Source organism: Paenibacillus pinihumi DSM 23905 = JCM 16419 (genome assembly GCF_000422505.1).
GTDB lineage: Bacteria > Bacillota > Bacilli > Paenibacillales > Paenibacillaceae > Paenibacillus_D > Paenibacillus_D pinihumi.
In genome coordinates this window covers 534,562-561,527 of the sequence record NZ_KE383864.1, presented here as the reverse complement: position 1 = coordinate 561,527, position 26,966 = coordinate 534,562, and the positions used below count along the sequence as shown (strand labels likewise).

At 50.8% G+C, this 26,966-nt stretch carries 23 protein-coding genes; 22 read left to right on the top strand and 1 reads right to left on the bottom strand.

The window, feature by feature from the left end:
- Nucleotides 1–187: 187 nt before the first annotated feature.
- The 17 genes from smc (at nucleotide 188) to H583_RS0116610 (ending at nucleotide 17,542) form a co-directional block, all read left to right on the top strand.
- On the top strand, nucleotides 188–3,763 hold the full coding sequence (smc, locus tag H583_RS0116695) for a chromosome segregation protein SMC (RefSeq protein ID WP_028561466.1): 3,576 nt from the start codon (nucleotides 188–190) through the stop codon (nucleotides 3,761–3,763).
- A gap of 92 nt (nucleotides 3,764–3,855) precedes the next feature.
- Nucleotides 3,856–4,854, top strand: coding sequence for a signal recognition particle-docking protein FtsY (ftsY, locus tag H583_RS0116690; RefSeq protein ID WP_028561465.1), 999 nt, complete (start codon nucleotides 3,856–3,858; stop codon nucleotides 4,852–4,854).
- A 137-nt stretch (nucleotides 4,855–4,991) separates the two neighbouring features.
- Nucleotides 4,992–5,369 carry a YlxM family DNA-binding protein gene (gene ylxM, locus H583_RS0116685; RefSeq protein WP_036710093.1) on the top strand — a complete coding sequence of 126 codons (378 nt, stop codon included), beginning with the start codon at nucleotides 4,992–4,994 and terminating at the stop codon, nucleotides 5,367–5,369.
- A gap of 17 nt (nucleotides 5,370–5,386) precedes the next feature.
- Nucleotides 5,387–6,754: a signal recognition particle protein gene (gene ffh, locus H583_RS0116680; RefSeq protein ID WP_028561463.1), complete on the top strand. Its 1,368-nt coding sequence runs from the start codon at nucleotides 5,387–5,389 to the stop codon at nucleotides 6,752–6,754.
- A 47-nt stretch (nucleotides 6,755–6,801) separates the two neighbouring features.
- Nucleotides 6,802–7,074: a 30S ribosomal protein S16 gene (gene rpsP, locus H583_RS0116675; RefSeq protein WP_028561462.1), complete on the top strand. Its 273-nt coding sequence runs from the start codon at nucleotides 6,802–6,804 to the stop codon at nucleotides 7,072–7,074.
- 26 nt (nucleotides 7,075–7,100) lie between these two features.
- Entirely contained in the window at nucleotides 7,101–7,331 is a 231-nt protein-coding gene (locus tag H583_RS0116670) for a KH domain-containing protein (RefSeq protein WP_028561461.1), read from the top strand.
- A gap of 268 nt (nucleotides 7,332–7,599) precedes the next feature.
- Nucleotides 7,600–8,112, top strand: coding sequence for a ribosome maturation factor RimM (gene rimM / locus H583_RS0116665; protein WP_036709853.1), 513 nt, complete (start codon nucleotides 7,600–7,602; stop codon nucleotides 8,110–8,112).
- A gap of 3 nt (nucleotides 8,113–8,115) precedes the next feature.
- Nucleotides 8,116–8,871 (top strand): tRNA (guanosine(37)-N1)-methyltransferase TrmD, encoded by a 756-nt coding sequence (trmD, locus tag H583_RS0116660; RefSeq protein WP_028561459.1) that lies wholly within the window; start codon nucleotides 8,116–8,118, stop codon nucleotides 8,869–8,871.
- A 151-nt stretch (nucleotides 8,872–9,022) separates the two neighbouring features.
- Nucleotides 9,023–9,364 carry a 50S ribosomal protein L19 gene (gene rplS / locus H583_RS0116655; RefSeq protein WP_028561458.1) on the top strand — a complete coding sequence of 114 codons (342 nt, stop codon included), beginning with the start codon at nucleotides 9,023–9,025 and terminating at the stop codon, nucleotides 9,362–9,364.
- A 445-nt stretch (nucleotides 9,365–9,809) separates the two neighbouring features.
- On the top strand, nucleotides 9,810–10,505 hold the full coding sequence (gene lepB / locus H583_RS0116645) for a signal peptidase I (protein ID WP_081667288.1): 696 nt from the start codon (nucleotides 9,810–9,812) through the stop codon (nucleotides 10,503–10,505).
- 10 nt (nucleotides 10,506–10,515) lie between these two features.
- Nucleotides 10,516–11,379, top strand: a complete 864-nt coding sequence (ylqF, locus tag H583_RS0116640; RefSeq protein WP_028561455.1) for a ribosome biogenesis GTPase YlqF — start codon at nucleotides 10,516–10,518, stop codon at nucleotides 11,377–11,379.
- Nucleotides 11,380–11,473: 94 nt separating this feature from the next.
- Nucleotides 11,474–12,085, top strand: a complete 612-nt coding sequence (locus H583_RS33220; protein ID WP_036709850.1) for a ribonuclease HII — start codon at nucleotides 11,474–11,476, stop codon at nucleotides 12,083–12,085.
- 437 nt (nucleotides 12,086–12,522) lie between these two features.
- A complete protein-coding gene (locus H583_RS0116630) occupies nucleotides 12,523–14,739 on the top strand; it encodes a flagellar hook-length control protein FliK (RefSeq protein ID WP_028561454.1) in 2,217 nt (738 codons plus the stop codon).
- On the top strand, nucleotides 14,736–15,038 hold the full coding sequence (locus H583_RS0116625; protein ID WP_028561453.1) for an EscU/YscU/HrcU family type III secretion system export apparatus switch protein: 303 nt from the start codon (nucleotides 14,736–14,738) through the stop codon (nucleotides 15,036–15,038). The genes H583_RS0116630 and H583_RS0116625 overlap by 4 nt, the downstream gene beginning before the upstream one ends.
- A complete protein-coding gene (locus H583_RS0116620) occupies nucleotides 15,031–15,441 on the top strand; it encodes a YraN family protein (RefSeq protein WP_051236540.1) in 411 nt (136 codons plus the stop codon). Before H583_RS0116625 ends, H583_RS0116620 begins: the two co-directional genes overlap by 8 nt.
- A gap of 437 nt (nucleotides 15,442–15,878) precedes the next feature.
- Nucleotides 15,879–16,211 carry a PadR family transcriptional regulator gene (locus H583_RS0116615; protein WP_028561451.1) on the top strand — a complete coding sequence of 111 codons (333 nt, stop codon included), beginning with the start codon at nucleotides 15,879–15,881 and terminating at the stop codon, nucleotides 16,209–16,211.
- The gene (locus H583_RS0116610) at nucleotides 16,157–17,542 is read left to right on the top strand and encodes an FtsW/RodA/SpoVE family cell cycle protein (RefSeq protein WP_081667286.1); all 1,386 of its coding nucleotides are present in this window, start codon (nucleotides 16,157–16,159) and stop codon (nucleotides 17,540–17,542) included. The genes H583_RS0116615 and H583_RS0116610 overlap by 55 nt, the downstream gene beginning before the upstream one ends.
- A 160-nt stretch (nucleotides 17,543–17,702) precedes the next feature.
- On the opposite strand, the gene H583_RS0116605 is transcribed toward H583_RS0116610, so the two are convergent.
- The gene (locus tag H583_RS0116605; protein WP_028561449.1) at nucleotides 17,703–19,262 is read right to left on the bottom strand and encodes a YifB family Mg chelatase-like AAA ATPase; all 1,560 of its coding nucleotides are present in this window, start codon (nucleotides 19,260–19,262) and stop codon (nucleotides 17,703–17,705) included.
- Between the two features lie 405 nt (nucleotides 19,263–19,667).
- Between H583_RS0116605 and sucC the strand changes: the two genes are divergently transcribed.
- The 5 genes from sucC (at nucleotide 19,668) to trmFO (ending at nucleotide 26,960) form a co-directional block, all read left to right on the top strand.
- A complete protein-coding gene (gene sucC, locus H583_RS0116595; protein ID WP_028561447.1) occupies nucleotides 19,668–20,828 on the top strand; it encodes an ADP-forming succinate--CoA ligase subunit beta in 1,161 nt (386 codons plus the stop codon).
- A 44-nt stretch (nucleotides 20,829–20,872) separates the two neighbouring features.
- On the top strand, nucleotides 20,873–21,808 hold the full coding sequence (gene sucD, locus H583_RS0116590; protein ID WP_028561446.1) for a succinate--CoA ligase subunit alpha: 936 nt from the start codon (nucleotides 20,873–20,875) through the stop codon (nucleotides 21,806–21,808).
- Between the two features lie 296 nt (nucleotides 21,809–22,104).
- Nucleotides 22,105–23,238, top strand: a complete 1,134-nt coding sequence (gene dprA / locus H583_RS0116585) for a DNA-processing protein DprA (RefSeq protein ID WP_051236538.1) — start codon at nucleotides 22,105–22,107, stop codon at nucleotides 23,236–23,238.
- Between the two features lie 209 nt (nucleotides 23,239–23,447).
- A complete protein-coding gene (gene topA / locus H583_RS0116580; protein WP_028561444.1) occupies nucleotides 23,448–25,547 on the top strand; it encodes a type I DNA topoisomerase in 2,100 nt (699 codons plus the stop codon).
- Between the two features lie 78 nt (nucleotides 25,548–25,625).
- Complete coding sequence (trmFO, locus tag H583_RS0116575; RefSeq protein WP_028561443.1) at nucleotides 25,626–26,960, top strand: FADH(2)-oxidizing methylenetetrahydrofolate--tRNA-(uracil(54)-C(5))-methyltransferase TrmFO; 1,335 nt, start codon at nucleotides 25,626–25,628, stop codon at nucleotides 26,958–26,960.
- Nucleotides 26,961–26,966 lie beyond the last annotated feature (6 nt).

The window sequence follows — 26,966 nt, the reverse complement described above, 5'->3', positions numbered from 1 at the left end:
TTCTGGAAGCGAAGTTTTACAGTTGTCAGAGCTGGCCGGAAGGAAACTCCAATGCTGGTGAACATATTTATAGGACAATAGACTATTAACGGCTTGCATCCGGTTGCCGGATGGGTGCCGGGCTGCAGATGCCCGGTGTGAATTTTTTTTGCATATGGTACAATATCGTTGAGGTGAAGGTGCACTTATGTTCCTTAAACGTGTTGAGTTATCTGGTTTTAAATCTTTCGCAGACCGGACGGAGCTGGAATTCGTACGCGGTATTACGGCGGTCGTCGGCCCGAACGGGAGCGGAAAGAGCAATATTTCAGACAGCATCCGCTGGGTGTTGGGTGAACAAAGCGCCAAAAGTCTGCGCGGCGGCAAGATGGAAGATATTATTTTTGCCGGCAGCGATGCGCGCAAAGCAATGAACTATGGCGAGGTTTCGCTTACGCTGGATAATAGTGATCAGGCGCTGTCGCTCGATTTTAACGAGGTGACGGTGACCCGTCGTGTCCACAGAAGCGGGGAAAGTGAATATTTGATCAATAAGCAGGCTTGCAGACTCAAGGATATTACCGAGCTGTTCATGGATACAGGAATCGGCAAAGAGGCGTATTCCATTATCGGACAAGGGCGTATCGAAGAGATATTGAGTACGCGCTCCGAGGACCGCAGAGGCATCTTCGAGGAAGCATCCGGCATCGTTAAATATAAATCGCGCAAGCGCGAAGCGCAGAAAAAGCTGGATGATACAGAACAAAATTTGCTGCGTATTCACGATTTGGTGTCCGAACTGGAGGATCAGGTGGAACCATTGCGGCAGCAGTCTGAGAAGGCGCTTTTGTTCAAGGAGCTGAAGGGAGAGCTCAAGCAAAAGGAAATCGCCATGTATGTCCATCAGATTGAACAAGTACATACATCATGGGGGGAAGCGAATTCCCGCCTCTCCGGGCTGAAGGAGGAAGAACTTCAGCTCTCGGCAGTCGTCAGCAAGCATGATGCCCATCTGGAGAAAGAACGTCAGCAGCTCCGCGAGCTGGAGGAGGCCATCGAAAAGCTTCATGAAGCGATGCTCGTCTACAGTGAGGAATATGAGAAATGCGAGGGCTACGGAGAGGTGCTCAAGGAGCGCAAGCGCAATCTGGAGCAAAACAGCAGACAGCTCGAAGATTCGATTGCTGCCATGGACGAGCGGATTACGTCGCTGGCAACCGAGGAGGCGGAATTGAGAGGCAAGGCGGCGACGCTGAACAACGATCTCGGCATTCTCAGGAACCGGCTCTCGTATGAAGAAACGAATCTCATCGGCGTGTCCGGGGAAGCCGGCAGTACGGAGGAGGAGAAGCTGAAAGGAGCGCTCCTTGAAGTACTCAGTGCCATGGCCCAGGCCCGCAATGAAATCCGCTATGCCGTTCAGCAGCAGGAAGCTGTACAGCGGCGGATGGAACGGCTTGGCGATGACGAGGCGAAGTGGCGTACACAGCTTGAAGAGCTGGAGTCCCGCGGTGAAGAACTGACGGGCGAGCTGAAGCAAAAACGCACAGAGCTGGAGAAAGTACAGGCCCGCTATCTGGAAGAAAGCGAGAAACTCCAGTCGCTTGGCAAGCTTCAGGAGGAAATGCAGGGGACGCTGCGCAAATGGGAGCAACAGTATGATGCACTGACCTCACGCCGCGATACCATGAAAGAAATGCAAGAGGATCTGGACGGTTTCATGCTGGGGGTCCGGGAGGTGCTCAAGGCATCCCGCAAGCCGTCTGGCGGACTGGCCGGCGTACACGGGGCTGTGGCCGAACTGATGCGTGTGCCCGAGAAGATCGAGCTTGCGGTCGAGACCGCGCTCGGCGGCGCGCTGCAACATGTCGTGATGGAGGATGAGCGTTCAGCCCGGCAGGCGATTGCCTTTCTGAAGCAGCGGCAGTTAGGACGGGCGACCTTCCTCCCGCTTGATGTCATTAAGCCCCGGTATGTACCGGAGCAGGACCGTCGGCAGTTTGAATCGATGGAAGGCTTTGTGGGCATCGCCAGCGAACTGGTCTCTTTCAATGAAACGTATCAGTCGATTGTCCGCAATTTGCTCGGCAGTGTGCTCATTGCCGAGACGCTGGAACAGGCGAACCGGATTGCCTCCCGCTGCCAATACAGATATCGCGTCGTGACGCTGGATGGCGATATCGTCAACGCTGGAGGTTCAATGACAGGGGGAAGCCTGCAGAAGAAAGGGGCAAACCTGCTCGGACGGACCCGGCAAATTGAGTCGCTTGATCAGGAGATCAAGGAGACGGAGCAGCAGCTCGGCAAACTGCGCGACAAGTTGCAGGATATCCGCAAGGAGCTGTCCATCCGCAGTCAGAACAAGGAAGAGCTGCGGGAGAAAAATGAACGGCTGCGCCTTGCTGAACAGCAGCTGCAGGGCGAGCTTGGCCGGCTGGGGCATGAGGGGCGCCATCTGGACGAGCAGCGCCAGCTGTTTGAGGAGAACCGCACCGGCCATGCGGCAGAGCAGACCGATCTGACGGCTGCGGCCGCGGAGGCCGAGGAGCGCCTGGCGGCACTAACCGCCCGCGAATCGAAGCTTCAGCGGGAAATCCAGTCTGCCGAGGAGCGGCGCAAGCAGAGCGAGACGGCCAAGGAGCAGCTGCAGGGTCAACTGACTGATATAAAAATTCAGGTAGCGAAGGCGGAGCAGGAAAAACAGTCCTTCGAAGATCAGGCCGGCCGCATCCGCGGCGACATGAACCGCTCCAAGCAGGAGCTGTCGGGGCTGCGGAATCTGCTGGAGCAGCAGCAGGCGGAGCAGGATACGCATGCCGAGCAAAGCGTCAAGCAGCTGACAGATCTGAACCACTACCGGCTGAAGAAGCAGGAGTGCAGCGAGCAGACGGACTTCAAGCGGGCCGAGCGTTCACAAGTGCTGCGCCTGCTGGAAGAAGGAGAGAGCGAGACCAAGGAGCAGCGCGTTCAGCTTCGTCAGGTTGAGGAGCGCATTCGCCAGACCGAAATTGCTGTGAACCGGCTCGATGTCGAACTGGACAACTTGCTGCGCAAGCTGAGCGAGGAGTACGAGCTCAGCTTCGAACTGGCCAAGGAGCGTTATCCGATACCGGAGGATGTGGCTGCCACGCAAAATGAGGTGCGCGATCTGAAACGCCGCATCACATTGCTGGGTGAGGTCAATCTGGGTGCGATTGACGAGTATGAGCGCGTCAAGGAGCGGTACCAGTTCCTTGACGAGCAGAAGAATGACCTGGTAGATGCGAAAACCGCCCTTTATGAGGTCATCCGTGAGATGGATGAGGAGATGTCCAAACGGTTCCGCCATACGTTCGAGGCGATTCGAGGCCATTTCAGCGTTGTATTCTCGAAACTCTTCGGCGGCGGACGGGCTGATCTGATTATGGTTGATCCTGATTCTGTGCTTCATACAGGGATTGATATTGTGGCGCAACCTCCAGGAAAAAAATTACAAAATCTGCAGCTGCTCTCCGGCGGAGAACGGGCGCTGACGGCGATTGCGCTGCTGTTCGCCATTTTGCAGGTGAAGCCGGTGCCATTCTGTGTGCTTGATGAGGTTGAGGCGGCTCTTGATGAAGCGAACGTAACCCGGTTTGCCCAGTATCTGCGCGAATTCTCCCAGTTAACGCAATTCATAGTCGTCTCCCACCGCAAAGGTACGATGGAGGAGGCCGATGTGCTTTATGGTGTGACCATGGAAGAAGGCGGCGTTTCCAAACTGGTGTCCGTGCGGCTGGAGGACGAAGAAGCCGTATCTGCATAGGAGCGCAAGACTTAGTGTCACCGGACTATCACAGTGATTGCGGGATAGAGAAAAATTCAGGCAAGCTAAAAGCGAAGGAAGGTAAGCAGAGAATGAGTTTCTTTAAAAAGCTGAAGGAAAGTATCGCCGCCAAGACCGAAGCGGTCACATCGGTATTTAAGGAAGGGCTGCAAAAAACAAGAACCGCGCTCGTGGAAAAAGTGGAGGAGCTGATTCTCCGCCGCAAAAAGATCGACGAGGAATTTTATGAGGAGCTTGAAGAAATTCTGATCGGTGCTGATGTTGGGGTTAACACGGTTTTGAAACTGATCGATGAGCTGCGCACTGAGGTAAAGACGCGGAAGATCGAGGATGCCGCAGAGCTGCAGCCTGTTCTTTCCGAGAAGCTGGTTGAGCTGCTTAACGGCAGCGAGAATCCGGGCCTGCAAATGGCAGAGAGCGGAATGACAGTTATTTTGTTCGTCGGAGTTAACGGCGTCGGTAAAACAACCACGATTGGCAAGCTGGCGCACCGCTTCAAAAACGAGGGCAAAAAGGTCATGCTGGCAGCGGGCGATACCTTCCGGGCAGGAGCGATTGAGCAGCTTGAGGTATGGGGGCAGCGTGTAGGTGTAGATGTCATCAAGCAGCAGGCGGGCTCCGACCCGGCAGCCGTTATGTTTGATGCGGTTCATGCTGCCAAGCAGCGCGGCGTGGATGTGCTGCTGTGCGATACGGCCGGACGTCTTCAGAACAAGTCGAATCTGATGGAGGAGCTAAACAAGATCTTCCGTGTTATTCAGCGCGAGGTGCCGACCGCTCCGCACGAGGTGCTGCTGGTGCTGGATGCGACGACCGGACAGAATGCACTGAGCCAGGCGCGGTTGTTTGGCGAGAAGAGCGGTGTAACCGGACTTGTCCTCACTAAGCTCGATGGTACAGCCAAGGGCGGCATTGTTATTGCGATCCGCAATGAGCTGAACCTGCCGGTGAAATTCGTCGGTCTTGGGGAAAAGATGGGCGATCTGCAGGAGTTCGATTCCGAGCAGTTCGTTCATGCGCTGTTTGCCGGCCTTATTTTGAAGGAAGAACAGCAGGAAGCTGAGGCTTGATTTCCTTATATCCCTGAAGACTGTTTACGCTTGTCCTGGCTATGCGGATGACTGACAAGGTAAAATACTTGACAGTCGTTTTCGTTTAGGATAATATAAGGAGCGTTGGTAACGGGAGGAGGCGGATGGAAGTGAGTATGAACGAACCGGATGCCCTCGGGAAGACAACCCGAATCAATTTGCTCTTCGATTTTTACGAGATGCTGCTGACAGACAAGCAGCGTACGTTTTTAAAATATTATTTTCATGATGATTATTCGCTTGGTGAAATTGCTGCGGAATTCGAAATTAGCCGTCAGGCGGTCTATGAGCACGTGAAGCGGGCAGAGCAGGCACTGGAAGGTTATGAACAAAAGCTTGGGCTTCTGCGGCGTCATGAGGCGCTGCAGGAACAGCTTGCCAGGCTGGAAGCGCTGGGCATGCAATTGCCGGCAGGCAGTACAGAGCGTGCGGAACTGCAGAGTGTGCTGGAAGAGATCCGCCGGACGGATAGCTTGATAGATGTAAAATCCTAACAGGGGGGTGACGGAAGATGGCATTTGAAGGATTAGCTAACCGGCTGCAGAACGTGTTCAGCAAGCTTCGAGGCAAAGGAAAAGTCAGCGAGGATGATGTTGCTGAAGCGATGCGCGAAGTCAGACTGGCGCTCCTGGAGGCGGACGTTAACTTTAAGGTCGTCAAAGAATTCATCTCGAAGGTGAAGGAGAAGGCGGTCGGCCAGGAAGTGATGAAGAGTTTCACTCCGGGCATGGTCATTATCGATATTGTAAATAAAGAGCTGACCGAGCTGATGGGCGGTACCCAGAGCAAGCTGGCCAAGGCGTCAAAGCCGCCGACCGTTATTATGATGGCGGGCTTGCAAGGGGCAGGTAAGACAACGACCTCCGCTAAGCTGGCAAAGCTGCTTCAAAAGAGCAACCATAAGCCGCTATTGGTGGCGTGTGATATTTACCGTCCGGCCGCAATCAAGCAGCTTCAGGTGCTCGGGGAGCAGATTGGTGCTCCGGTCTTCTCAATGGGCGATGGTGTAAGTCCGGTTGAGATTACCCGCAATGCCTTGCAGCATGCGAAGGATAATCAGAATGACTATGTCATTATCGATACCGCTGGACGTCTTCACATTGATGAAGCCCTTATGGAAGAGCTGAAGCAAATTCATGAGCTGGCGAAGCCTGATGAAGTGCTGCTCGTAGTCGATGCGATGACAGGACAGGATGCTGTAAATGTGGCGGAGAGCTTCCATAAACAGCTGGAACTGACAGGGGTCGTTCTGACGAAGCTAGATGGCGATACCCGTGGTGGTGCTGCGATTTCCGTTAAAGCAGTCACAGGCTGCCCGATCAAATTTGCGGCAATGGGCGAGAAGATCGATTCACTTGAGCCGTTCCATCCGGACCGGATGGCATCCCGAATCCTGGGCATGGGGGACATGCTGTCACTGATCGAAAAGGCGCAAACCAATATCGACGCTGAGAAGGCGGCTGATCTGGAACGCAAGATGCGCAATGCGGAATTCACATTCGATGATTTCCTCGAACAGATGGCTCAGGTCCGCAAGATGGGACCATTGGATCAATTGCTTGACATGATGCCGGGAATGAATAAAGTGAAAGGCCTCAAAGACCTGAAGGTGGATGAGCGCCAGCTGGCACGTGTCGAAGCGATTGTAAGGTCAATGACGAGTGAAGAGAAGCAAAATCCCGACCTGTTGAATCATAGCCGCCGCAAGCGGATTGCAGCAGGAAGCGGCAACTCCATTGCCGATGTCAACCGGTTGATTAAGCAATTTGATGATATGCGCCGGATGATGAAGCAGTTCTCATCGATGATGGGAAGTGCCAAAGGCAAGAAGGGCATGAAAGGTCTGCTGGGCAAGGCGAAGAAATTCCCGTTCGGCTGATAAATACAAGATGCAAGACCTAATTTTTTGAAGGAGGTGAATGAATTATGGCAGTTCGTATTCGTCTGAAACGTATTGGTGCTCATAAAGCGCCTTTCTACCGTGTTGTTGTTTCCGATTCCCGTTCGCCTCGCGACGGTCGCTTTATTGAAGAGATTGGCACATACAATCCAGTAGCTCAACCTGCACAGGTTAACATCGATGAAGAGAAAGCGTTGAAATGGTTGCAAACTGGAGCGCAAGCTTCCGATACCGTACGCAATCTTCTGAGCAAAGCTGGCGTGCTTACTAAATTCCATGAGCTGAAGCAACAGAAATAGTTGTGGATGCTGCGGAGGGCCTTGAAATGGAAGAATTGATTCTTGTCATTGCTAGGGCTTTAGTGGATTATCCGGAAAATGTGCGCGTCGAGGTCAAGGAAGATGATCGCGGCATTGTTTACGCCCTTTCTGTTCATCCCGAGGATGTAGGGAAAGTAATCGGCAAGCAGGGCCGGATCGCTAAAGCGCTGAGGACGGTAGTTGCTTCGGCAGCTGTCAAATCACCAAAGCGCGTTACCGTTGATATTATCTCGTAATATAAAGGATGTCTTATCCTGAATAAGCGCACGAAAAAAAGGCCGGGAGTTGTTATTCCTGGCCTTTTTTTAAAATCCAGGGCATTTGTGTATTTGGAGAAAGGCCAATAAGTATTGAAAGCATACATATTCGTTTGAACATGAAGCCAAACGCAGGAACATTTCGTGCTCATGGGTTTGGCTTCTTGTTTAATGTCTGCTGGAGTTGCGGGACGTCCCGGGAATTCAGCCTGAAAGAAAATTCACTAAGATCGAGGATGTGAGCAGCATGCAATGGTTCAATGTCGGCAAGCTTGTCAATACGCATGGATTGCGCGGAGAAGTAAAAATATTATCCAACACCGATTTTCCTGAAATCCGTTTTGCTTCGGGGAGCAAGCTGGCGCTGTTTTCACCTGAGGGCAATCAGCGCCTGGATGTTCTGATTAGCAGCTCTCGGGAGCATAAGGGCATGTTTTTCCTGAAATTCAAGGAATTCAATGATATTAATCAGGTGGAAAAATATAAAGGCTGGTCTGTGAAAGTGTCAGAGGAGCAGCAGGTCGAACTCGAAGAGGGCGAATATTACTACTACGAGATTGTCGGATGCAAAGTGGTCACCGAAGAGGGAGAAGAACTCGGTACAATTTCCGAAATTTTGCGTCCCGGCGCCAATGATGTCTGGGTTGTGGAACGAAGCTCGGACAAGCCTGTGCTCCTTCCGGTTATCGATGACGTTGTGCTTCAGGTCGATACGAAGCAACAGCTGGTGACCGTACGGCTGATGGAAGGGCTGATCTGACCGATGCGGATGGATGTGTTGACGCTGTTCCCGGAAATGTTTGAGGGTGTATTCCACTCCAGCATTCTGGGGAAAGCGCAGGAGAAAGGGCTTGTTTCTTTAAGCACGCTTAATTTTCGGGAGTTTGCCGGCAATAAGCATAATACGGTCGATGATTACGCTTACGGCGGGGGCGGGGGCATGGTGCTGAAGGCTGAGCCGATCTTTGCAGCTGTAGAAAGCCTGACTGAAGGACTGGAGAGCAAGCCGAGGGTAATTCTAATGTGTCCGCAGGGTGAGACATTTACCCAGCGCAAAGCTGAAGAGCTGGCAGGCGAGCAGCATCTGATTTTTGTGTGCGGCCACTATGAGGGTTATGACGAGCGGATTCGTGAGCATCTGGTTACGGACGAGCTGTCAATTGGCGATTATGTGCTGACCGGTGGCGAGCTGCCGGCGATGGTTGTCATTGACAGTGTGGCGCGACTGCTTCCGGGCGTCCTGGGCAATGAATCTTCCGCGGTGACGGATTCATTCAGCACAGGACTGCTCGAATATCCGCATTACACACGCCCGGCCTCATTCAGGGGCTGGGAAGTCCCTGAGGTGCTGATTTCAGGCCACCATGTCAATATCGGGCTGTGGCGGCGTCAGCAGTCGCTGCTGCGAACGTTGCGACGCAGGCCGGAGCTGCTGGGGCAGATCGAACTCACTGCCAAAGAGCGGAAATGGCTGAAAGAAGAACACGGCTATGAGCCCGGCGGCGATTCTGCGAAATAACCCAAGGAAATAGTTGTATTTGACGCCCGGTTATGATAGTATAGAAATGTTGTTTGCAATAACCGGACGGTCCGCTATCGGCAATGACATGCGCTAATTTGAGCGTATCGAGCTTATATGAACGTCTGAGGCGGAAGGAGGCAATATCACTATGAACATTTTACAAACAATCGCACAAGAGCAGCTTCGTCAGGACATCCCAAGCTTTCGTCCTGGAGACACTCTGAAAGTGTATGTAAAAGTTATCGAGGGTTCCCGTGAGCGGATTCAGTTGTTCGAAGGCGTTGTTATCAAACGTCGCGGCGGCGGAATCAGCGAAACATTTACGGTTCGTAAGATTTCTTACGGCGTAGGCGTTGAGAGAACATTCCCGATCAACTCGCCAAAGATTGATAGAATCGAAGTAGCTCGCCGCGGTAAAGTACGCCGTGCTAAGCTGTACTACCTTCGCAATCTGCGTGGTAAAGCTGCGAGAATTAAAGAGATTCGCTAATGAAACGACATGGGGCTTGCGCAAACAAGTCCCTTTTCGTTTTTTTATTATAAGAATGCGGTGCATTTTGTTCAGTTGTATTCTTATTTTTTGACGTGTAAGCTGCTGTTTATGCCACAAAACCGGCGTGAGCCGTTTACACTTTGGACCTTGATTTCCCTGTCTAATTTGCAGAAATTTGCGTTTCAATTTAAAATTTTGTATATTCAAATATACGGGTATTAGAATCTGTTTGTTCTGTGCCGCATGATAGAATTGTACATGGAACGAAGAGTGTTTTTATGATTATCCGACGGATCATGTATCGCAAGACGGGCTTTTTGACTGTCAATGACCAAGCTCCGGCTCTCTGAGTGTTAGCATGGCAGGTATAGGCCGGGAGGCAAAGAAGTTGATGGTTGCTTTAACCTTTGTTTCATCATGTCAGTGAAAGTGGGCGTATAACATGGAACAGAAGCCAGAAGAGCAAGTCGGACAACACAATTCCGGAAAAGATGTGCCGTCAGGCCAGACTGTATCCGGAGCCTCAGAGACCTTGGGAACATCCGGGCAGGAAACCACACCTCCCCAGCCAAACAAGGCAAAAAAGGAAGCCATGGAATGGATCAAGGCGCTCGCGATAGCTGCTTTGCTCGTATTGGTTATCCGCTCCTTCTTATTCTCTCCTTTTATTGTGGACGGACCGTCCATGAAGCCGAATTTTCATACTGGAGAGCGTGTCATTGTCAATAAAATCCTCTATGATATCCGGGAACCCAAGCGCGGTGAAGTTGTAGTTTTCCATGTTCCGCAGGAAAATCGTGATTTTATCAAACGTGTCATTGGCGTGCCTGGAGACAAGGTGAAGCTGGATGGTGACGACCTGTATATTAATGGTGAGAAGGTAGAGGAGCCATACCTGAAAGAAGCAATCGAACAGGCCAAAAAGGAAAACAGGCTGTATAACATGACGGAGAACTTCCCGAACGCTTATGTGCAATCGGATGTGGTGCCGGAAGGAATGTTCCTGGCGTTTGGCGACAACCGCAGCGACAGCCGGGACAGCCGGATGATCGGTTATATTTCAATGAAAGAACTGGTGGGCAGAGCAGATGTTATTTTCTGGCCGCTGAAAGATATGCAAATTATAAAACACGGATGAGGTGAGTGCTTTGACCATTCAATGGTTTCCAGGGCACATGACAAGAGCGAGACGACAGATTGAGGCCAAACTCAAGCTGATCGATATTGTCATTGAACTTCTGGATGCACGTGTTCCGTTGTCGAGCCGCAACCCGATGGTTGATGAAATTTTAAGCGGGAAGCCGCGGCTGATCGTTTTGAACAAGGCTGATTTGGCTGATCCACGGGCTACTGACCAGTGGATTTCTTTTTTTTCCAAAGAGGGTCATGCCTGTATCGCGGTCGATTCTTCAACGGGCACCAGAGTAGCAGATATTCCGCAGCGGGTCAGAGAGCTGCTGGATGATAAAATTACACGCATGAAACAAAAAGGGATGAATCCCCGTGCACTTCGGGCACTTATTGTAGGAATTCCGAATGTCGGCAAATCGACGCTGATTAACCGTCTGGCAGGACGAAGTATTGCTTTGACCGGAGACCGTCCAGGGGTGACCAAGGGCCAGCAATGGATTAAGGTTGGCAATGAGATGGAGCTTCTTGATACCCCAGGTATTCTGTGGCCGAAGTTTGAGGACCAGCTGGTCGGTTACCGGCTGGCGATGACCGGAGCGATTCGTGAAGAAATTCTCAATATTGAGGAGATTGCCTTCTTTGCGGTGCGTATTCTGGCGAGCCGGTATTGGGAGGCGCTCAAGGAACGGTTCGGACTGGATACGCCGCCGAAGGACGTTGAGGATTCTGAAGAGATCGTGAAGCTGATGGAGGATATCGGACGCAAGCGCGGCTGTCTGCTTAGTGGCGGAAGAGTCGATTTGGAGAAAGTATCCGGCATTATTCTCAGGGAGCTTCGCGCAGGCAAGTTGGGCCGGATTACGCTTGATGATCCAGAGTAACAAAACGGATTAGACGATTCTTTAATCCTGCTGTAAGCGTTGTTGGTTGCTTTGCTTAGGCAGCAGGGCTGCCTTCAGGTTAGGGGGAAGCATAATGCTCGATTATGAACGGCAAGTATGGGAGCAAGGGTATAAGCAGATTGCTGGTGTGGATGAAGTCGGACGCGGCTGCCTGTTCGGCGATGTTGTGGCAGCAGCGGTCATTCTGCCGGCCGGCCTTATTTTGGAGGACATTGATGATTCCAAGAAGCTGTCCGCCAAAAAGAGGGAGCAGTTGTACGAGATCATTACAGAGCAGGCGCTTGCCTGGTCGGTGGCCGCTATAGCAGCGGATGAAATTGACCGGATCAACATTAAACAGGCTTCGAGGCTGGCGATGAAGCTGTCGGTGGAACAGTTGGAGGTCGCTGCGGATTATTTGCTGATTGATGCGGAGAAGATTGACAGCAAGCTGCCTCAACTAGCCATCATCCATGGGGATGCAAGCAGCCAGTCAATTGCGGCAGCGTCGATAATTGCCAAGGTTACCAGGGACAGGCTATGTGCCGAAAAATGGGACAGCATGTACCCTGAGTATGGAATCGCAATACATAAAGGCTATGCCACCAAGCTTCATCGGGAACGAATTCTGGAATTTGGCCCGAGCCCGATGCATCGTCGTTCGTTTTTGACCAAGCTGTTGTCTGAACAGCAGGTGCTGTTTTAAAAAATGCAGGCGCTCGTCGCCTGCATTTTTTTTGAATATAAAGGATGCGGACTTGTCCTGCATCACTATAAGTAATTAATGAAGCTTGAAAAAGAAGTTATTTTATGAAAAATAGAAATTAAATTGCTTGTATTTATAACATTGGAACGATATATTTTCTGATTCAGCAAAGTTTTATTACCCAGGAAATTATGCCTATCTATCATTGTTCATGTGATGCGTTGAATTGTTTAATGTTAATGGATACTATTTTATTTTTTATAGCCCAAAGCTGAATGGATCAGATGCTATCATGAAAATCCGAATGCATCGTTACTGCTCCAGACAGGCAGGTGGGAAATGCTTATCATACGGCAATAAACAATTCGCCATGAATTGCCGATATAAAGTGTAATAGTGTGTTCGAAAATTGCGGGATGGATGATTGGAGGCACGACATGCATATCGGAGCATTTATTAGAGGTCTGGTTGGCGGTGAGCCAAGAACGGGAGATGTCAAGGAACTGGAACTAAGGTCTGGACAGGTTGTCAGCGGACTCGTACTTGAATCATCAGATAATGAAGCGCTGGTTCAGATTAATGGCGCTCAGGTTCGGGCAAAGCTTGAGGTCCCGTTGCAGCCTGGCATGCGGACATTGCTTGTTGTTCAACCGGAGACGAATAATGGACTTCCGGTGCTTAAGCAGGCAGATTCCTTGACCGGGCAAATGACAGCAGAAACGCTCAAGGATTTGGTCAAATCGCTTGGACTGCCAGCAGACAAGCAATGGCCGCAGGACCTGGTCAGACAATTGCAGAAGGATGGTGTGCCGCTTACGAAGGAATTGGGCGAAGCACTTGCCAAGGCGTTGTCAGCGATGCCGAAGGGGGCCGATGAAGGCAAGTGGATGCAGGCAGCTGCAACTGCTTTTCAGAGAGGCCTGCCTATGACGCCTGCTGTTCTTTCCGGGCTGCATCAAGTCATGTCCGGTCGGCCTGTTCATGAGCTGCTGGATCAGCTTCAGACTCAGCTTAAGGCATGGAGCGGTGATCTTCAAAGCGGGCCAGGTCAGTTAAAGTCCGGCGGTCCGGCGGCAGAGATGCTTGTTGCCCGCCTGCAAACACTGCTGGGTGAAGGGGATGCATTGCTTCGCTCCGCAGGCACAGTGGATAAAAATCAGCCCCGTACAGGTGCTGGAGGCGTGCAGCAGCAAACACAGGCGGATTCAGTGCTGTCACAGCAAACCGGGCGGGGACAAGCCGCAGCAGCGGGCAGTAGTCCATTGGGGTCGGGAGCTGCTGTCCTGGCTGGAGAGAACGGACAAGCGCAGCAAAACGGCCAGTCAGGGCTGCAGCCTGCCCAGACAGCCCAACATAACGGTGCAACGGTGCAACAGGGTGTGCAGACCAATACAAGCGGTCAGCAGGCCGTACAGATGGGACAAAACGTCCAGCAGCCTGTTCAGACGGCGCAGCAGAGTTTGCAGACCGGCCAGATTGGGCAGCAAAGCCAGGCCAACCAGGCCGTAAATCAGCCGGGCGCGTCTGCAGTCCCGCCCAATGCTGGCGGGGAAGGAAATCCCGCGGTACAAAATAATACGGGTACTGTTGCCGCAACGAACCAGGCGGCTGTTGGCGGAAGACAGGATAACGGGCATGCGGCGTCTTCAACTGGCATAAACCAGACGGGGCAGCCCGCTTCTCCTGCACCATCTTCCAGCGGCGGTTGGATCGGGGATTTGTTCAAGTGGCTTGGTGTGAATCATGAGCGTCAAATAACCCGGGAGTTTGCAGCTGCCCCGGCTCCAGGCAGCGGACAAGCGCATTCGGCTGCAGCGCAAGCCCCCACATCCTCAGGGCAGGGAGCAGCTTCTGGTGCTGCAGGAAATCCCGCCGCAGCCTCTCAGGCAAGGAATGAAGGCGGACAGATGATTCAGCAGGAATCTGCGAGGCCAGCCGGAAGCCAGGAGTCTGCAGTTGCTGGAAGCCGTGCTTCAGGAGCTTCAGCAGTCCAGACGCAAACAAGTCACCATGCAGCCCTGGAACGTGCAGCAGCCGGACAGCAGCCGCTCAGTCTCCAACCAGGTCAAGCAGCAGAATCATTGCGTTCTGGCGGCGGAGCAGAGTCGCTCAAGAGCGCGCTGCTAATGCTGGCTTCTTCTAATGATGCTCCTGCAGGACTTCGTGAGACAGCCCAGCAGCTCGTCCAGCATATTACGGGACAACAGCTGTTGCTTGCTCCGGAGCGGGGAAATTCACTATTTTCCCATGTGGCAATGGTCATCCCGTTCTATAACGAACAGGGTGGACAGACAGCCGCGATTCATATTCAGACCAGACGGGGCCGCAAGGGAGAACTGGATTCACAAAATTGCCGTCTCCTCTTTGATTTGCAGATGAAGCAGCTTGGTGATACTTTGATTGATGTTCAGGTCGTTGACAGAATGGTGACCCTTCAAGTATGGAACAACCATCCTGCGACTGAGCCGCTGTTGGAGGCTTCCCGTGCAGAAATGGGCGAGGCGCTTCAGCAGTCGGGTTACAAGCTTTTATCGCTGAAGACGCAGCCGATGCCTGAGGCTGATGGTACCGCATCTCTGGCATCAGGCCAGCAGTCCGGCTTGTCCACAGCATTTGTCTCCAAACCGTATAAAGGAATGGATTTGCGAGTATGAAAGATAAAGACCAGAACGTTAAGCCTGCAATGAAAAAGGCTGTTGCTTTAAAATACGAACCTGAAACGAATAATTCGCCTACAGTCATTGCTAAAGGCAGCGGCAGGCTGGCAGATGAAATTTTGGAACGTGCAGCTGAAAATGGGGTCCCGATTCAGGAGGATGCTTCGCTGGTTGAGGTGTTGTCCAAATTGGAGATCGACCAACAAATACCGCCAGAGCTATACAAGCTGGTTGCCGAAATATTAAGCTTCATCTACCGTTCTGATCAAAAAGCTGGAGGATGGGAGAATGAATGACAAAGCACGGAAAGTACCTTCCTCCTTGCCGCAGGCCAGCCGGAACGAAATCGGCGCAATTGGAGAAGCAGCAGCAAAAAATTATTTGGAGCAGCAAGGCTGCCGTATTGTAGAGCGCAACTGGCGATGCCGCTCCGGTGAAATTGATCTGGTTGTTGTACCGCCTGAACCGGCCTACACACTGGTTTTTGTCGAGGTGCGCACCCGTCGGGCATCAGGACGGTTCGGAACAGCGGCAGAATCTGTCGATTACCGGAAGCAGCGGCAAGTCCGGGCCGTTGCTCAGGTTTATTTGCATCAGCATGGAGGAGCTGATCAGAATCTGCGATTTGATGTTGTGGCTGTAACAGTGGACAGACAACTCCAGATTAAGGAGCTGGAATGGATTCAAGGAGCCTTTTAGGACCGGCAATGAAAGCGTTCAAGTGCGATTTTGTATGATGTTGTAGTATGCTGGACTAAATACTCTTTGTGTTTGCTTAAGCTGCTCATCGGTCAATTGCCGGATGATGGAGATGATAAAATCAAATTGCTCTTGAACGATCGTCTCCAGTTCAGCTTTTGATACAACTTGAGGTTTGAATCAAGCTGCTGAATGGCTTTTAGCGTCCGCCGCTGGATTTCCTCAGCTTCCCCGACAGGCCAAAATGATATGCTATAAAATAAACGCCTTTTCTTCTTTGAAATTTACAAAACTTACATAAAAGAGGAGATGAAATTCTCATTTTCGGACTTGTAAAAAAGGGGATTCTATACTATTCTTATACCTAGATTTACAATACATAGAATTACGATGTATAAAAGATATTTATGGCAATGTTAATGAAAGGAGAGAGGACAATTAAAGTCAACAAGGAACTGTTGAAGGGCAGTACAGTCATTCTGATTCTCTCAATGCTGGAGAAAAAGGATATGTACGGCTATGAGCTAACCCGTGAACTGGAGAGCAAGTCAGAGGGGATTTTCAGTTTGAAGGAAGGGACATTGTATCCAATCCTGCATTCGCTGGAGGCGGACGGCTGGGTGGAAGCTTACTGGCAGGAGGCAGAGGGGCGCAAACGCAAATACTATCAGCTAACCCGAACAGGAGAACGATATTTGCAGGAGAAAAAGAAGGAATGGAAGACGTACCGTGTGGCGATGGAACAGGTGATTGGGGAGGGGTATGCGTGACTTTGCGTCTTAAGGACTCCCATGATGAGGTCAGGCAGTTTTTGCGGACGGCGACAGCTCCGATTAAATCCAGGGAAGCGTCAAGAAGAGTCTCCAGAGAACTGGAGGATCATATTGAGGACACTATGCTTGAGCTGATGGAAGAAGGGATGAAGGAAAAGGAAGCCATCAGACTGGCTGTTCGCAGGATGGGAGATGCAGGTGAAATCGGTCAGCAAATAAACCGGATTTACCGTCCGGTTACCGATTGGACACTTCTAGGACTTTTGGCAATTATAGTAGGGATTGGGTTGTTTGCAATGTTTAGCATTAGCTCGATCGGCGAAAAAAATTTAACAGATGTGTTCACCATACACAGTATTACAGTGGCAGCAGGTTTGCTTGTGATGGCTTTATTCAGATGGTTTGATTATCAAAAACTACAGCGATATTCAGGAATGATCTATGGAATAGGTATTCTGGTTTTAGCGTGGGGCTCAATATTTGGCACAACCATTAACGGATCAAAGCGATTTATAAGTTTCGGATATTTTGGTATTGATGCGATTATACTTGGACTGCTATTTATACTCATTGCTTTGCCGGGATTAAAATTAACTGGCGGGTCATGGTATAAGGACAATCGGAAACTCCTGCAATATTCATTCTTTCCAATGTTTTTTTTCGTAAAAGCAAGCGCCTATTTGATTTTCATTATTTTTGCCGCCTGTTTTATTATGTTGCTGTGGATTAAACGAAGAAATATCAAAACTTTTCTGTTACAACTGATTCCGACTTGCCTGGTTGTATGTGCAGGTGTTTTATATGTATATGTCAATCACTCCTTTTCGTTCCTGACTCGTATTGAAGGAATTTTGTCTATCTATTCCCCAAACAACTCCAATTACTATACCAGCCTTTCAATTGAGGCGATCCGGCAAGCGGGATGGTGGGGGCACGGGTTTGGGGCATCTTACAAGGGGCTAGAATTTATACATACCGAAAGCCTGTTTTCTTATATGATCTACAGCTACGGCTGGATGATGGGGGTCCTGATTGGCGTTACTGTGCTGTATTTGCTGATTCAAATGTTTTTCACGGTACGCAAAGTCAGGGATGCCTACGGACGAATAGTTGTGTATGTTTTATTGACTTATTTGTCTTTCCAATACATATGGTATATTGCAATGTGTTTGGGCTTGCTGCCAGTGGTGTCTGTATCTTTGCCGCTCATCAGCTTTGGCTTTACACAAAACTTAACCTATTTTATAGCATTTGGACTCATCTTAAGTATTTACAGAAGAAGAAAGACAAGGATCGGTGGGGTTGAAGCGGATACGCGCCAAGCTTGAGCCCCACAAGAAGAAGGATGGGGCGCCGACAGGAACTTCTGGAGGTTCAGTTGTCGCACAGTTTAGATAACCCGTTATGCATTGTCCTGTAGGTGGGGAACTTTGGCGGCAGGAGCAGCCGCCAGTTGGGTAATTCTGATCGGATTCAGATTTCCATTCTTTATAGTGCCTCCGTCTTGCGGTCCAGACAGCGGTATTGAATCGCTTCGGCAATATGTTCCACTTTGATCTGTTCCTGCTCTTGCAGATCGGCAATCGTACGGCTGAGCTTGAGGAGCCGATCATGGGCACGCATACTTAATCCGAGAGCCTGGTACGCCTGCTCAAGCAATTGATGCGCTTTTGCATCCAGCTTGGCTGTCTGCCTGAGTGCAGAACCGTATAACTCGCTATTCCAAATCACGCCAGTCTTCCGGCGGCGGGCCTCTTGACGCTCTCTTGCAATGAGGACCCTTTCCAGCATTTCGGCCGAGCTCATGCCCTTGCCTGCTTCCAGAAAGCTTGCCGGGCGCGGAACCTCGACCTGCACATCAATCCGGTCCAGCAGCGGGCCGGATATTTTATTTCGGTAGGCAGCAATTTTATTCGGTGAGCAGCTGCAGGTATTCGCACCGGAGCCGCTTCCAAAAAATCCGCAAGGACACGGATTCATCGAACAAGCCAGTACGAATCTGGCTGGAAAGCTAAGCACTGCGCGCGCTCTGGCAATGGTCACGCATTGATCTTCCAAAGGCTGGCGCAGCACCTCAAGCACTTGGCGGGCGAATTCCGGCAGCTCATCCAGAAACAATACTCCGTGATGGGCTAGCGTCGCCTCCCCTGGCTTAGGTACTGAGCCGCCCCCAATCAGTCCTCCGGCAGAAATGGTATGATGCGGCGTTCGGAAGGGGCGGTTTCGAATGAGTCTTGCTTCCTCCCCGGCGAACTTTCCTGCAACGCTGTAAATTTTGGTGACCTCAAGCGCTTCCTCATCGGATAGCGGCGGCATAATGCCGGGAATCCGCTGTATTAGCATCGTCTTGCCAGTGCCGGGCGGCCCGCAAAGCAACAGATTATGCCGGCCGGCTACTGCAGTGAGCAGCGCTTGTTTGGCCTGGTGCTGTCCCAGTACATCGGCAAAGTCCAAAGCAGGCGGTGTTCCGTCGGCGGCTGCTTTGGTTGTAGCCGTCTGAATTCCGGCAGGACTTCTCTTTGTGATCTGTAGCTGCTCCCCGCAAGCATTAGGGGATACCAGCGATTTCAGACATGAGAGCCCCTCAAGCTCCATGTTGCCGATAAGGGAGGCTTCGGCCAAATTCTCTGTTGCAAGCAGTACCCGGCTGACCCCGGCGCGCTTGGCCTGCTCCACCATTGGAAGTACCCCCGCCACTGGCTTGATATCTCCATTGAGGGCCAGCTCCCCAATCAGCAGCGCATTCCGGAAGCGTACAGGCGCTACCTGACCGCTCGCTGCCAGTACGCCTGCGGCTATGGCAAGATCATAGGCTGTTCCCTCTTTGCGAAGATCTGCAGGCGCCAGATTGACCGTAATCCGCTGCAGAGGAAACTGAAATCCGCAATTTTTGACAGCAGCCCGTACCCGTTCGACGGATTCCCGCACGGCTGTATCCGGCAATCCGACGATAGTTACTTGTGGGAGGCCGTTAGCGATATCAACCTCCACCTCGATAATCCGTCCGTTCACACCCAGCACACTTGCGCTAATTATTTTTGTGTACACAAAAAGCACCTCCGTCTCGAATCCATCGGATGAAGGTGCTTCCTTACGTTCCGTTCAAATATAAAATAGTAATTTTATCCTACCTGAGGAGGAAGAGGCTGTCAACTGAAGAGGGTTTTGCTCAGGGGTAGAAAGGGAACAGTTGGGGATAATACCATTGTCGAAATGAAGTGGATAATGGCGAAAAACAGCATGTATGGTGACAGAATAAATGTGTTTAGACATTATGCGGGAAACATCATCAGGAAAGCCCGATTTTCGTTCTCAAAACGAGATGAAAACGATATCAAAAAAGTTTGCAATATTTATTGTCTAATTTGAGGAAAGCGGACTCAAAAAATGTTACAATGATGAAGGTTTTTGTTTACATATTGAGGTCTAGCTGCAGATAGGAGGATTTCGGGAATGAATATCCATGAGTATCAAGGGAAAGAAGTCCTGAAGCAATACGGTGTAGTCGTACCAGAAGGAAAAGTGGCTTTTACTGTCGATGAAGCAGTTGAAGCGGCTGAAGCTTTGGGAACACCGATTGTCGTGGTCAAAGCGCAAATTCATGCGGGCGGCCGTGGTAAAGCAGGCGGAGTCAAGGTAGCCAAAAATCTGGACGAGGTACGCACCTACGCAAGCGAAATTTTGGGCAAGGTGCTTGTTACGCATCAGACAGGTCCAGAAGGCAAAGAAGTGAAGCGTCTCCTGATTGAACAGGGGTGTGACATTAAGAAAGAGTATTACGTGGGTGTCGTTGTTGACCGCGGCACAGGTACGGTCGTCATGATGGCCTCGGAAGAGGGCGGTACGGAGATCGAGGAGGTTGCGGCGCATTCTCCAGAGAAGATCTTCAAGGAAGTGATCGATCCGGCTGTCGGCTTGCAGGCGTTCCAGGCACGCAGACTGGCGTTCAATATTAACATTCCGAAGGAATTAGTCAATAAAGCAGTTCAATTCATGACTGCGCTATATTCGGCATTTGTGGAAAAGGATTGCTCCATTGCAGAAATTAACCCGCTGGTTGTTACAGGCGATGGCAAAGTTATGGCGCTTGACGCCAAACTGAACTTTGATTCCAATGCTCTGTACCGGCACTCGGATATTGTCGAATTGCGCGATTTGGAAGAGGAGGATGTGAAGGAAATCGAAGCATCCAAATTCGACCTGAGCTACATTGCGCTGGACGGCAATATCGGCTGTATGGTTAATGGTGCAGGACTCGCGATGGCGACAATGGACATTATTAAATATTACGGCGGCGACCCGGCCAACTTCCTTGATGTTGGGGGCGGCGCAACGACAGAGAAGGTTACCGAAGCGTTCAAGATCATTTTGTCCGATGATAAAGTAAAAGGAATCTTCGTTAATATCTTCGGCGGCATTATGCGCTGTGACGTTATCGCAAACGGCGTAGTTGAGGCAGCCAAGCAAGTCGGCCTTGACCGTCCGCTTGTTGTACGTCTGGAAGGTACGAACGTAGAAATCGGCAAAAAAATTCTGAACGAATCCGGTTTGAATATCGTCTCCGCTGATTCCATGGCTGACGGTGCTCAAAAAATCGTTGCCCTTGTAAAATAATTGGACCTTCAATATAGAAATCATTTAGGGGATGTGAGCCTTCGATGAGCATTTTGGTAAGTAAAGATACGAAAGTCATTACGCAAGGCATTACAGGCAAAACCGCCTTGTTCCATGCAAAAGGCGCGTTGGACTACGGTACGCAAATGGTCGGCGGTACTTCGCCGGGCAAGGGTGGAACGACGGTTGAAATCACCCTGGAGAACGGTGAAGCAGTTTCTCTTCCAGTTTTTAATACCGTATCCGAAGCCAAGGCAGCTACTGGCGCGACGGCAACAGTTATCTATGTCCCGCCGGCATTTGCAGCCGATGCGATTATGGAAGCGGTAGATGCGGAATTTGAGCTGGCAATCTGTATTACAGAAGGTATTCCAGTGCTCGATATGGTTAAAGTGAAGCGTTATTTGGAAGGCAAGAAAACCCGCCTGATCGGGCCTAACTGTCCGGGCGTTATCACACCAGATGAGTGCAAAATCGGCATTATGCCGGGCTATATTCATAAAAAAGGCCATGTAGGTGTTGTTTCCCGCAGCGGAACCCTGACTTACGAAGCTGTACACCAGCTTTCCACACGCGGTATTGGCCAGTCCTCCGCAATCGGTATCGGCGGCGACCCGGTTAAGGGCTCTGAATTCATCGATATTTTGAACCTGTTCAACGAAGATCCGGATACGTACGCGGTGATCATGATTGGTGAAATCGGCGGAACGGCTGAGGAAGAAGCAGCCGAATGGATCAAGGCGAACATGAAAAAGCCGGTTGTCGGTTTTATTGGCGGCGCAACAGCTCCTCCAGGCAAACGTATGGGCCATGCAGGTGCGATCATCTCCGGCGGAAAAGGTACAGCAGCTGAGAAAATCGCCACACTGGAAGCTTGCGGCATCAAGGTTGCCCCAACGCCTTCAGATATGGGCTCTACACTCGTAAAAGCGTTGGAAGAGCAAGGTCTGCTGGATAAATGCATCACCCATGAAGTGTAATTATTAATTGCAAGCAAAGACAAGCAGTCTTTCATTTCCCTTACAAGGGATGAAAGGCTGCTTTTTTATTGCTCAAAAAATCAGATACCTGGATTGTTCACTAAGAACGATTCTTATCGGTATTTTAAAACGGCCGGGGCAGTATTTGCGAGTGTTTCCGCCTGAATAAAGAATTGGCAAGCATTTTTTAAATTCTGAAAAGTTAAACAAAATATAATGCGTCCGCTTGCATTCTTGGCATTTGTCAAGCACAATAGGAAAAGAATGCTGGCGGACCTGATTGGAGGGCTCCGCATATGCACATGCATAACAATACAGCGATGGCAAGAGCAATTCTGATCGGGCTTAACGAGACGAAGGGAATTGCCTGGCATACGATAAATAAGGTAATCTGTTATACAAATAAAGGCACATGCCTCCATCTGGCACTTGATTTCAGTGACCGGGAATGGCTGGAGGCGGGACTTGACAGCAAGCAGCTTGCATCATGGCGCAAGGCATTGCAAGATGGCATTCTTGTTGAAGCAGAGCAGCGTTATATACGTCTTGGGACTGGGGTTCTTACTATTCTGGACCCGGAATATCCTGTTCTTCTGAAGCAGACGGTGCGTCCGCCCTGGGTATTGTATTTGATTGGCCGCAGTGAGTTGCTGCATCGCCCGTCGATTGCCATGGTTGGAACCCGGCTTCCCAGTTCCTATGGCAGGCAGATTGCATTAAGTTTGGCTGGACAATTGGCAGCATTAGGGTTTACAGTTGTAAGCGGGCTGGCGAAAGGAATTGACCGGATTGCACATGAGGGTGCGGTAGGGCATGAAGCTTCAACAGTTGCGGTGCTCGGCACTCCGGTAGATATTATATATCCTCCCGAGAACCGTGCGCTGTACAGACAAATTGCTCAAGACGGCCTCATTGTCTCTGAATACCCGTTAGGCACAAGACTGCATCCCGGCCTGTTCCCGCAGCGGAATCGCATTATAGCAGGCCTTTCCAGCGGAACGCTGGTCGTAGAGGCTGCCGAGCAGAGCGGTTCACTCATTACAGCGACTTTCGCCCAAGAGATGAACCGTGAGCTGTTTGCCGTTCCAGGCCAGGTTAATTCGCCTAAAAGCAAAGGAACCAATCGTCTGATCAAGGACTCGGGAGCCAAGCTTACAATGGGAGCGGAGGATATAATGGAAGAATTCCGTTTCCGTGAGGATATACTGACGAAGCTGCAACCTGTACAGACTGCGGTGTGCCAGGAGCTGGTTGAACTGTCATCTGAGGAGAAGAAAGTATTGGAATTAATTCAGGATAAACCCAGTACCGCAGATGAGCTTCATGAGCGTTCGGGGCTGACATTTGGACTTTTGCATGCAGTTCTGATAAATTTATCTATAAAACAAAGAGTTGAACAGCACGCAGGTTCTATATATAGTGCTTTATAAACCGAAGCGGCAGCGTCAGATAGCCGGTGCCGGGCAGCAGCTTTTAACAGTTTAATGGCTTGTTTAAGCAATTGCACCGGAACGATGCCGTCCGCTGAATGAATCTGATTGCCGCTAAACTCGGGCAAGCAGCTTGTTACCAACCAAACATGGATATGAACAGGAACTATGAAACCTATGAAAAGTGAGACAGAGAGGAGGACGCATCAATGGCGGATTCACTGGTAATTGTAGAATCACCGGCCAAAGCAAAAACAATCGGCAAATATTTGGGCAGCAAATATATTGTCAAGGCCTCCATGGGCCATATTCGGGATCTGCCAAAAAGTCAGATTGGCGTTGAGGTCGAAAATGATTTTAATCCCAAATATATTACAATCCGAGGCAAAGGAAGCGTTCTTAAGGAACTGAAGGACGCCCGGAAAAAAGTAAAAAAAGTATATCTCGCGGCTGACCCCGATCGTGAAGGGGAAGCAATCGCCTGGCATTTGGCTCATTATCTGGAACTGGATGATACAGCGGAATGCCGGGTCGTATTCAACGAAATTACGAAGCAGGCAGTCAAGGATGCCTTCAAGACGCCGCGCAAAATTAATATGGATCTGGTCAACGCTCAGCAGGCCCGCCGGATATTGGACCGTCTGGTTGGCTATAAGATTAGTCCGCTATTGTGGAAAAAGGTTAAAAAGGGACTGTCTGCCGGACGTGTGCAATCGGTAGCTGTTAAACTTATTATCGACCGGGAGAATGAAATCGATGAGTTTGTTCCGGAAGAATACTGGTCGATTACGGCCAAGCTGATTCATAACAAATCCGAATTTGAAGCGAAGTTCTACAAACTTAATGGCGAGAAGCGTGAGCTTTCCAGTGAGAGTGATGTAAATGAAGTTCTCGCTGCAATGGGAGACTCCGAATTTGTCGTACAGCAGGTGAAGGAGAAGGAGCGTCAACGGCATCCTGCTCCGCCGTTTATTACAAGCTCCCTGCAGCAGGAGGCTGCCCGCAAGCTCGGATTCCGCGCAGCCAAGACTATGTCAGTGGCCCAGCAGCTGTATGAGGGTGTTGAGCTTGGCAAAGAGGGAACTGTCGGTCTGATAACGTATATGAGGACGGACTCTACCCGCATTTCTCCTGTTGCCCAGGAGGAAGCGAAAGCATTTATTCAGGAAAAATACGGCGCGGAGTATGCTCCTGAGCAATACCGTACTTATACAAAGAAGAGTGCAGGCGCTCAAGATGCGCATGAAGCGATCCGCCCTACGTCCGTGCTGCGGGACCCTGATACCATGAAGCCGTTTTTAAGCCGTGACCAGTTCCGGCTATACAAGCTGGTATGGGAGCGGTTCATCGCCAGCCAGATGGAATCGGCTGTGCTGGATACAATGACGGTCGATTTGTCCTGTGGCGCGGCTATCTATAGAGCGACCGGCTCGAAGCTGAAATTCCCGGGCTTCATGAAGGTCTATGTCGAGGGCAATGATGATGGAACGGCAACAGATGACGAAAAGTTCCTTCCGCCTCTTGCCGAGCAGAATGTAGCGAAAAAGCAGGAGATTGAGCCTAAGCAGCACTTTACACAGCCTCCTCCGCGTTATACCGAGGCAAGGCTTGTTCGTACGCTGGAGGAGCTGGGCATTGGACGGCCAAGCACCTATGCCCCGACGCTGGAGACGATCCAGAAGCGTGGTTATGTGGCGATTGAAGAAAAGAAGTTTATGCCGACAGAGCTTGGAGACCTGGTTATTCAGCTCATGGAAGAGTTCTTCCCGGAAATTCTTGATGCAGAATTTACTGCACATATGGAAGGCGATTTGGACCACGTTGAAGAGGGGACGGAGGACTGGGTCAAGGTGCTTGGCTCCTTCTATACTTCCTTTGAGAAGCGGCTGGAAGTCGCTGAGGAAGAGATGAAGGAAATCGAGATCCAGGATGAAGTATCCGATGAGCTGTGTGAGAAATGCGGCAAGCATATGGTGTACAAGATGGGTCGCTTCGGCAAGTTTCTTGCCTGCTCCGGTTTCCCGGACTGCCGCAACACGAAGCCGATTATCAAAGACATCGGTGTAACCTGTCCGAAATGCAAGGAAGGCAAAATTATCGAACGCCGCAGCAAAAAAGGACGCATCTTCTATGGCTGCGACCAATATCCGGGCTGTGATTATGTGTCCTGGGATAAGCCGGTCAGCAAGCCGTGTCCGAAATGCGGCAATGTGATGATCGAAAAGCGCAACCGCAGCGGCGGCAGAATCCAGTGTACCGGATGTGACCATACAGAAGAGCTGCCTGACGAACAGGAACAGGCAGAATAACATACCTAAGCCCTGTTTGCTTGCTAATGCAGACAGGGACTGGCGGGTTTGGAGCAACAGAAAGGCAGGAGAAAATCGTTGATTGAGCAAAAAAGAGTAACCGTAATTGGTGCCGGACTGGCAGGAAGCGAAGCTGCCTGGCAAATCGCTTCCCAAGGCGTACCGGTCACATTGTATGAGATGAGACCTACCACGCGTACACCTGCGCACCATACAGATAAATTTGCAGAGCTTGTTTGCAGCAACAGTCTGCGGGCCAACGGCTTGACCAATGCAGTAGGCGTGCTGAAAGAGGAAATGCGCCAGCTCGGATCGCTAATATTGGGCAGTGCCGACAAGCATGCTGTTCCGGCAGGGGGAGCGCTCGCTGTAGACCGTGACGGCTTCTCCTCCGCAGTTACAACTTCGCTGCACGAGCATCCGCTTGTCGACGTGCGCGCAGAAGAAGTAACGGAGATTCCGCAGGACGGCATTGTTGTCATTGCGACAGGACCACTCACTTCCCCGGCCCTCTCCCAGCAGATCAAGGATCTGATGGGAGAAGAATATTTCTACTTCTATGACGCGGCTGCACCGATTGTCGAGAAGGATTCAATCGATATGAGCAAGGTCTATTTGGCTTCCCGTTATGATAAGGGAGAAGCAGCCTATTTGAACTGCCCGATGACAGAGGAAGAGTTCGAAGCGTTCTATGAGGCGCTTATTACCGCTGAGAAGGCGGAGCTTAAAGATTTCGAGAAGGAAATTTACTTTGAGGGCTGCATGCCTGTTGAGGTGATTGCCAGCCGTGGCAAGCAGACACTGTTGTTCGGGGCGATGAAGCCGGTAGGCCTTGTCAATCCGCACACAGGCAAGCTGCCTTACGCGGTAGTTCAGCTTAGACAGGATAATGCTGCCGGGACGCTCTATAATTTAGTGGGCTTCCAGACGCATCTGAAATGGGGCGAGCAGAAGAAAGTATTTTCCCTGATCCCTGGCCTTGAAAATGCGGAATTTGTCCGGTTTGGGGTCATGCACCGCAATACATTTATCAATTCTCCGAGACTTTTGAATGCGACGTACCAGTTCAAAGACCGCAGCAATCTGTTCTTCGCCGGTCAGATGACGGGTGTGGAAGGCTACGTAGAATCAGCAGCTTCCGGCCTTATTGCCGGTATTAATGCCGGCCGTCTTGCCCAGGGGCTGGACCCTGTTGTGTTCCCTGCGGAGACAACGCTTGGCAGTATGGCTGAATATATTACGACTGCGGACTTCAAGCACTTTCAGCCGATGAATGCCAATTTCGGCCTGTTCCCGCCGCTCGGCTCCAAGATCCGCAACAAGAAGGAAAAGAATGAAGCAATTGCCAGCCGTGCGCTTGAGACATTGCAGCAATTCAAGGCTGAGCAGCTGGCTCTTGGTTCCAACGTTTAACTGATA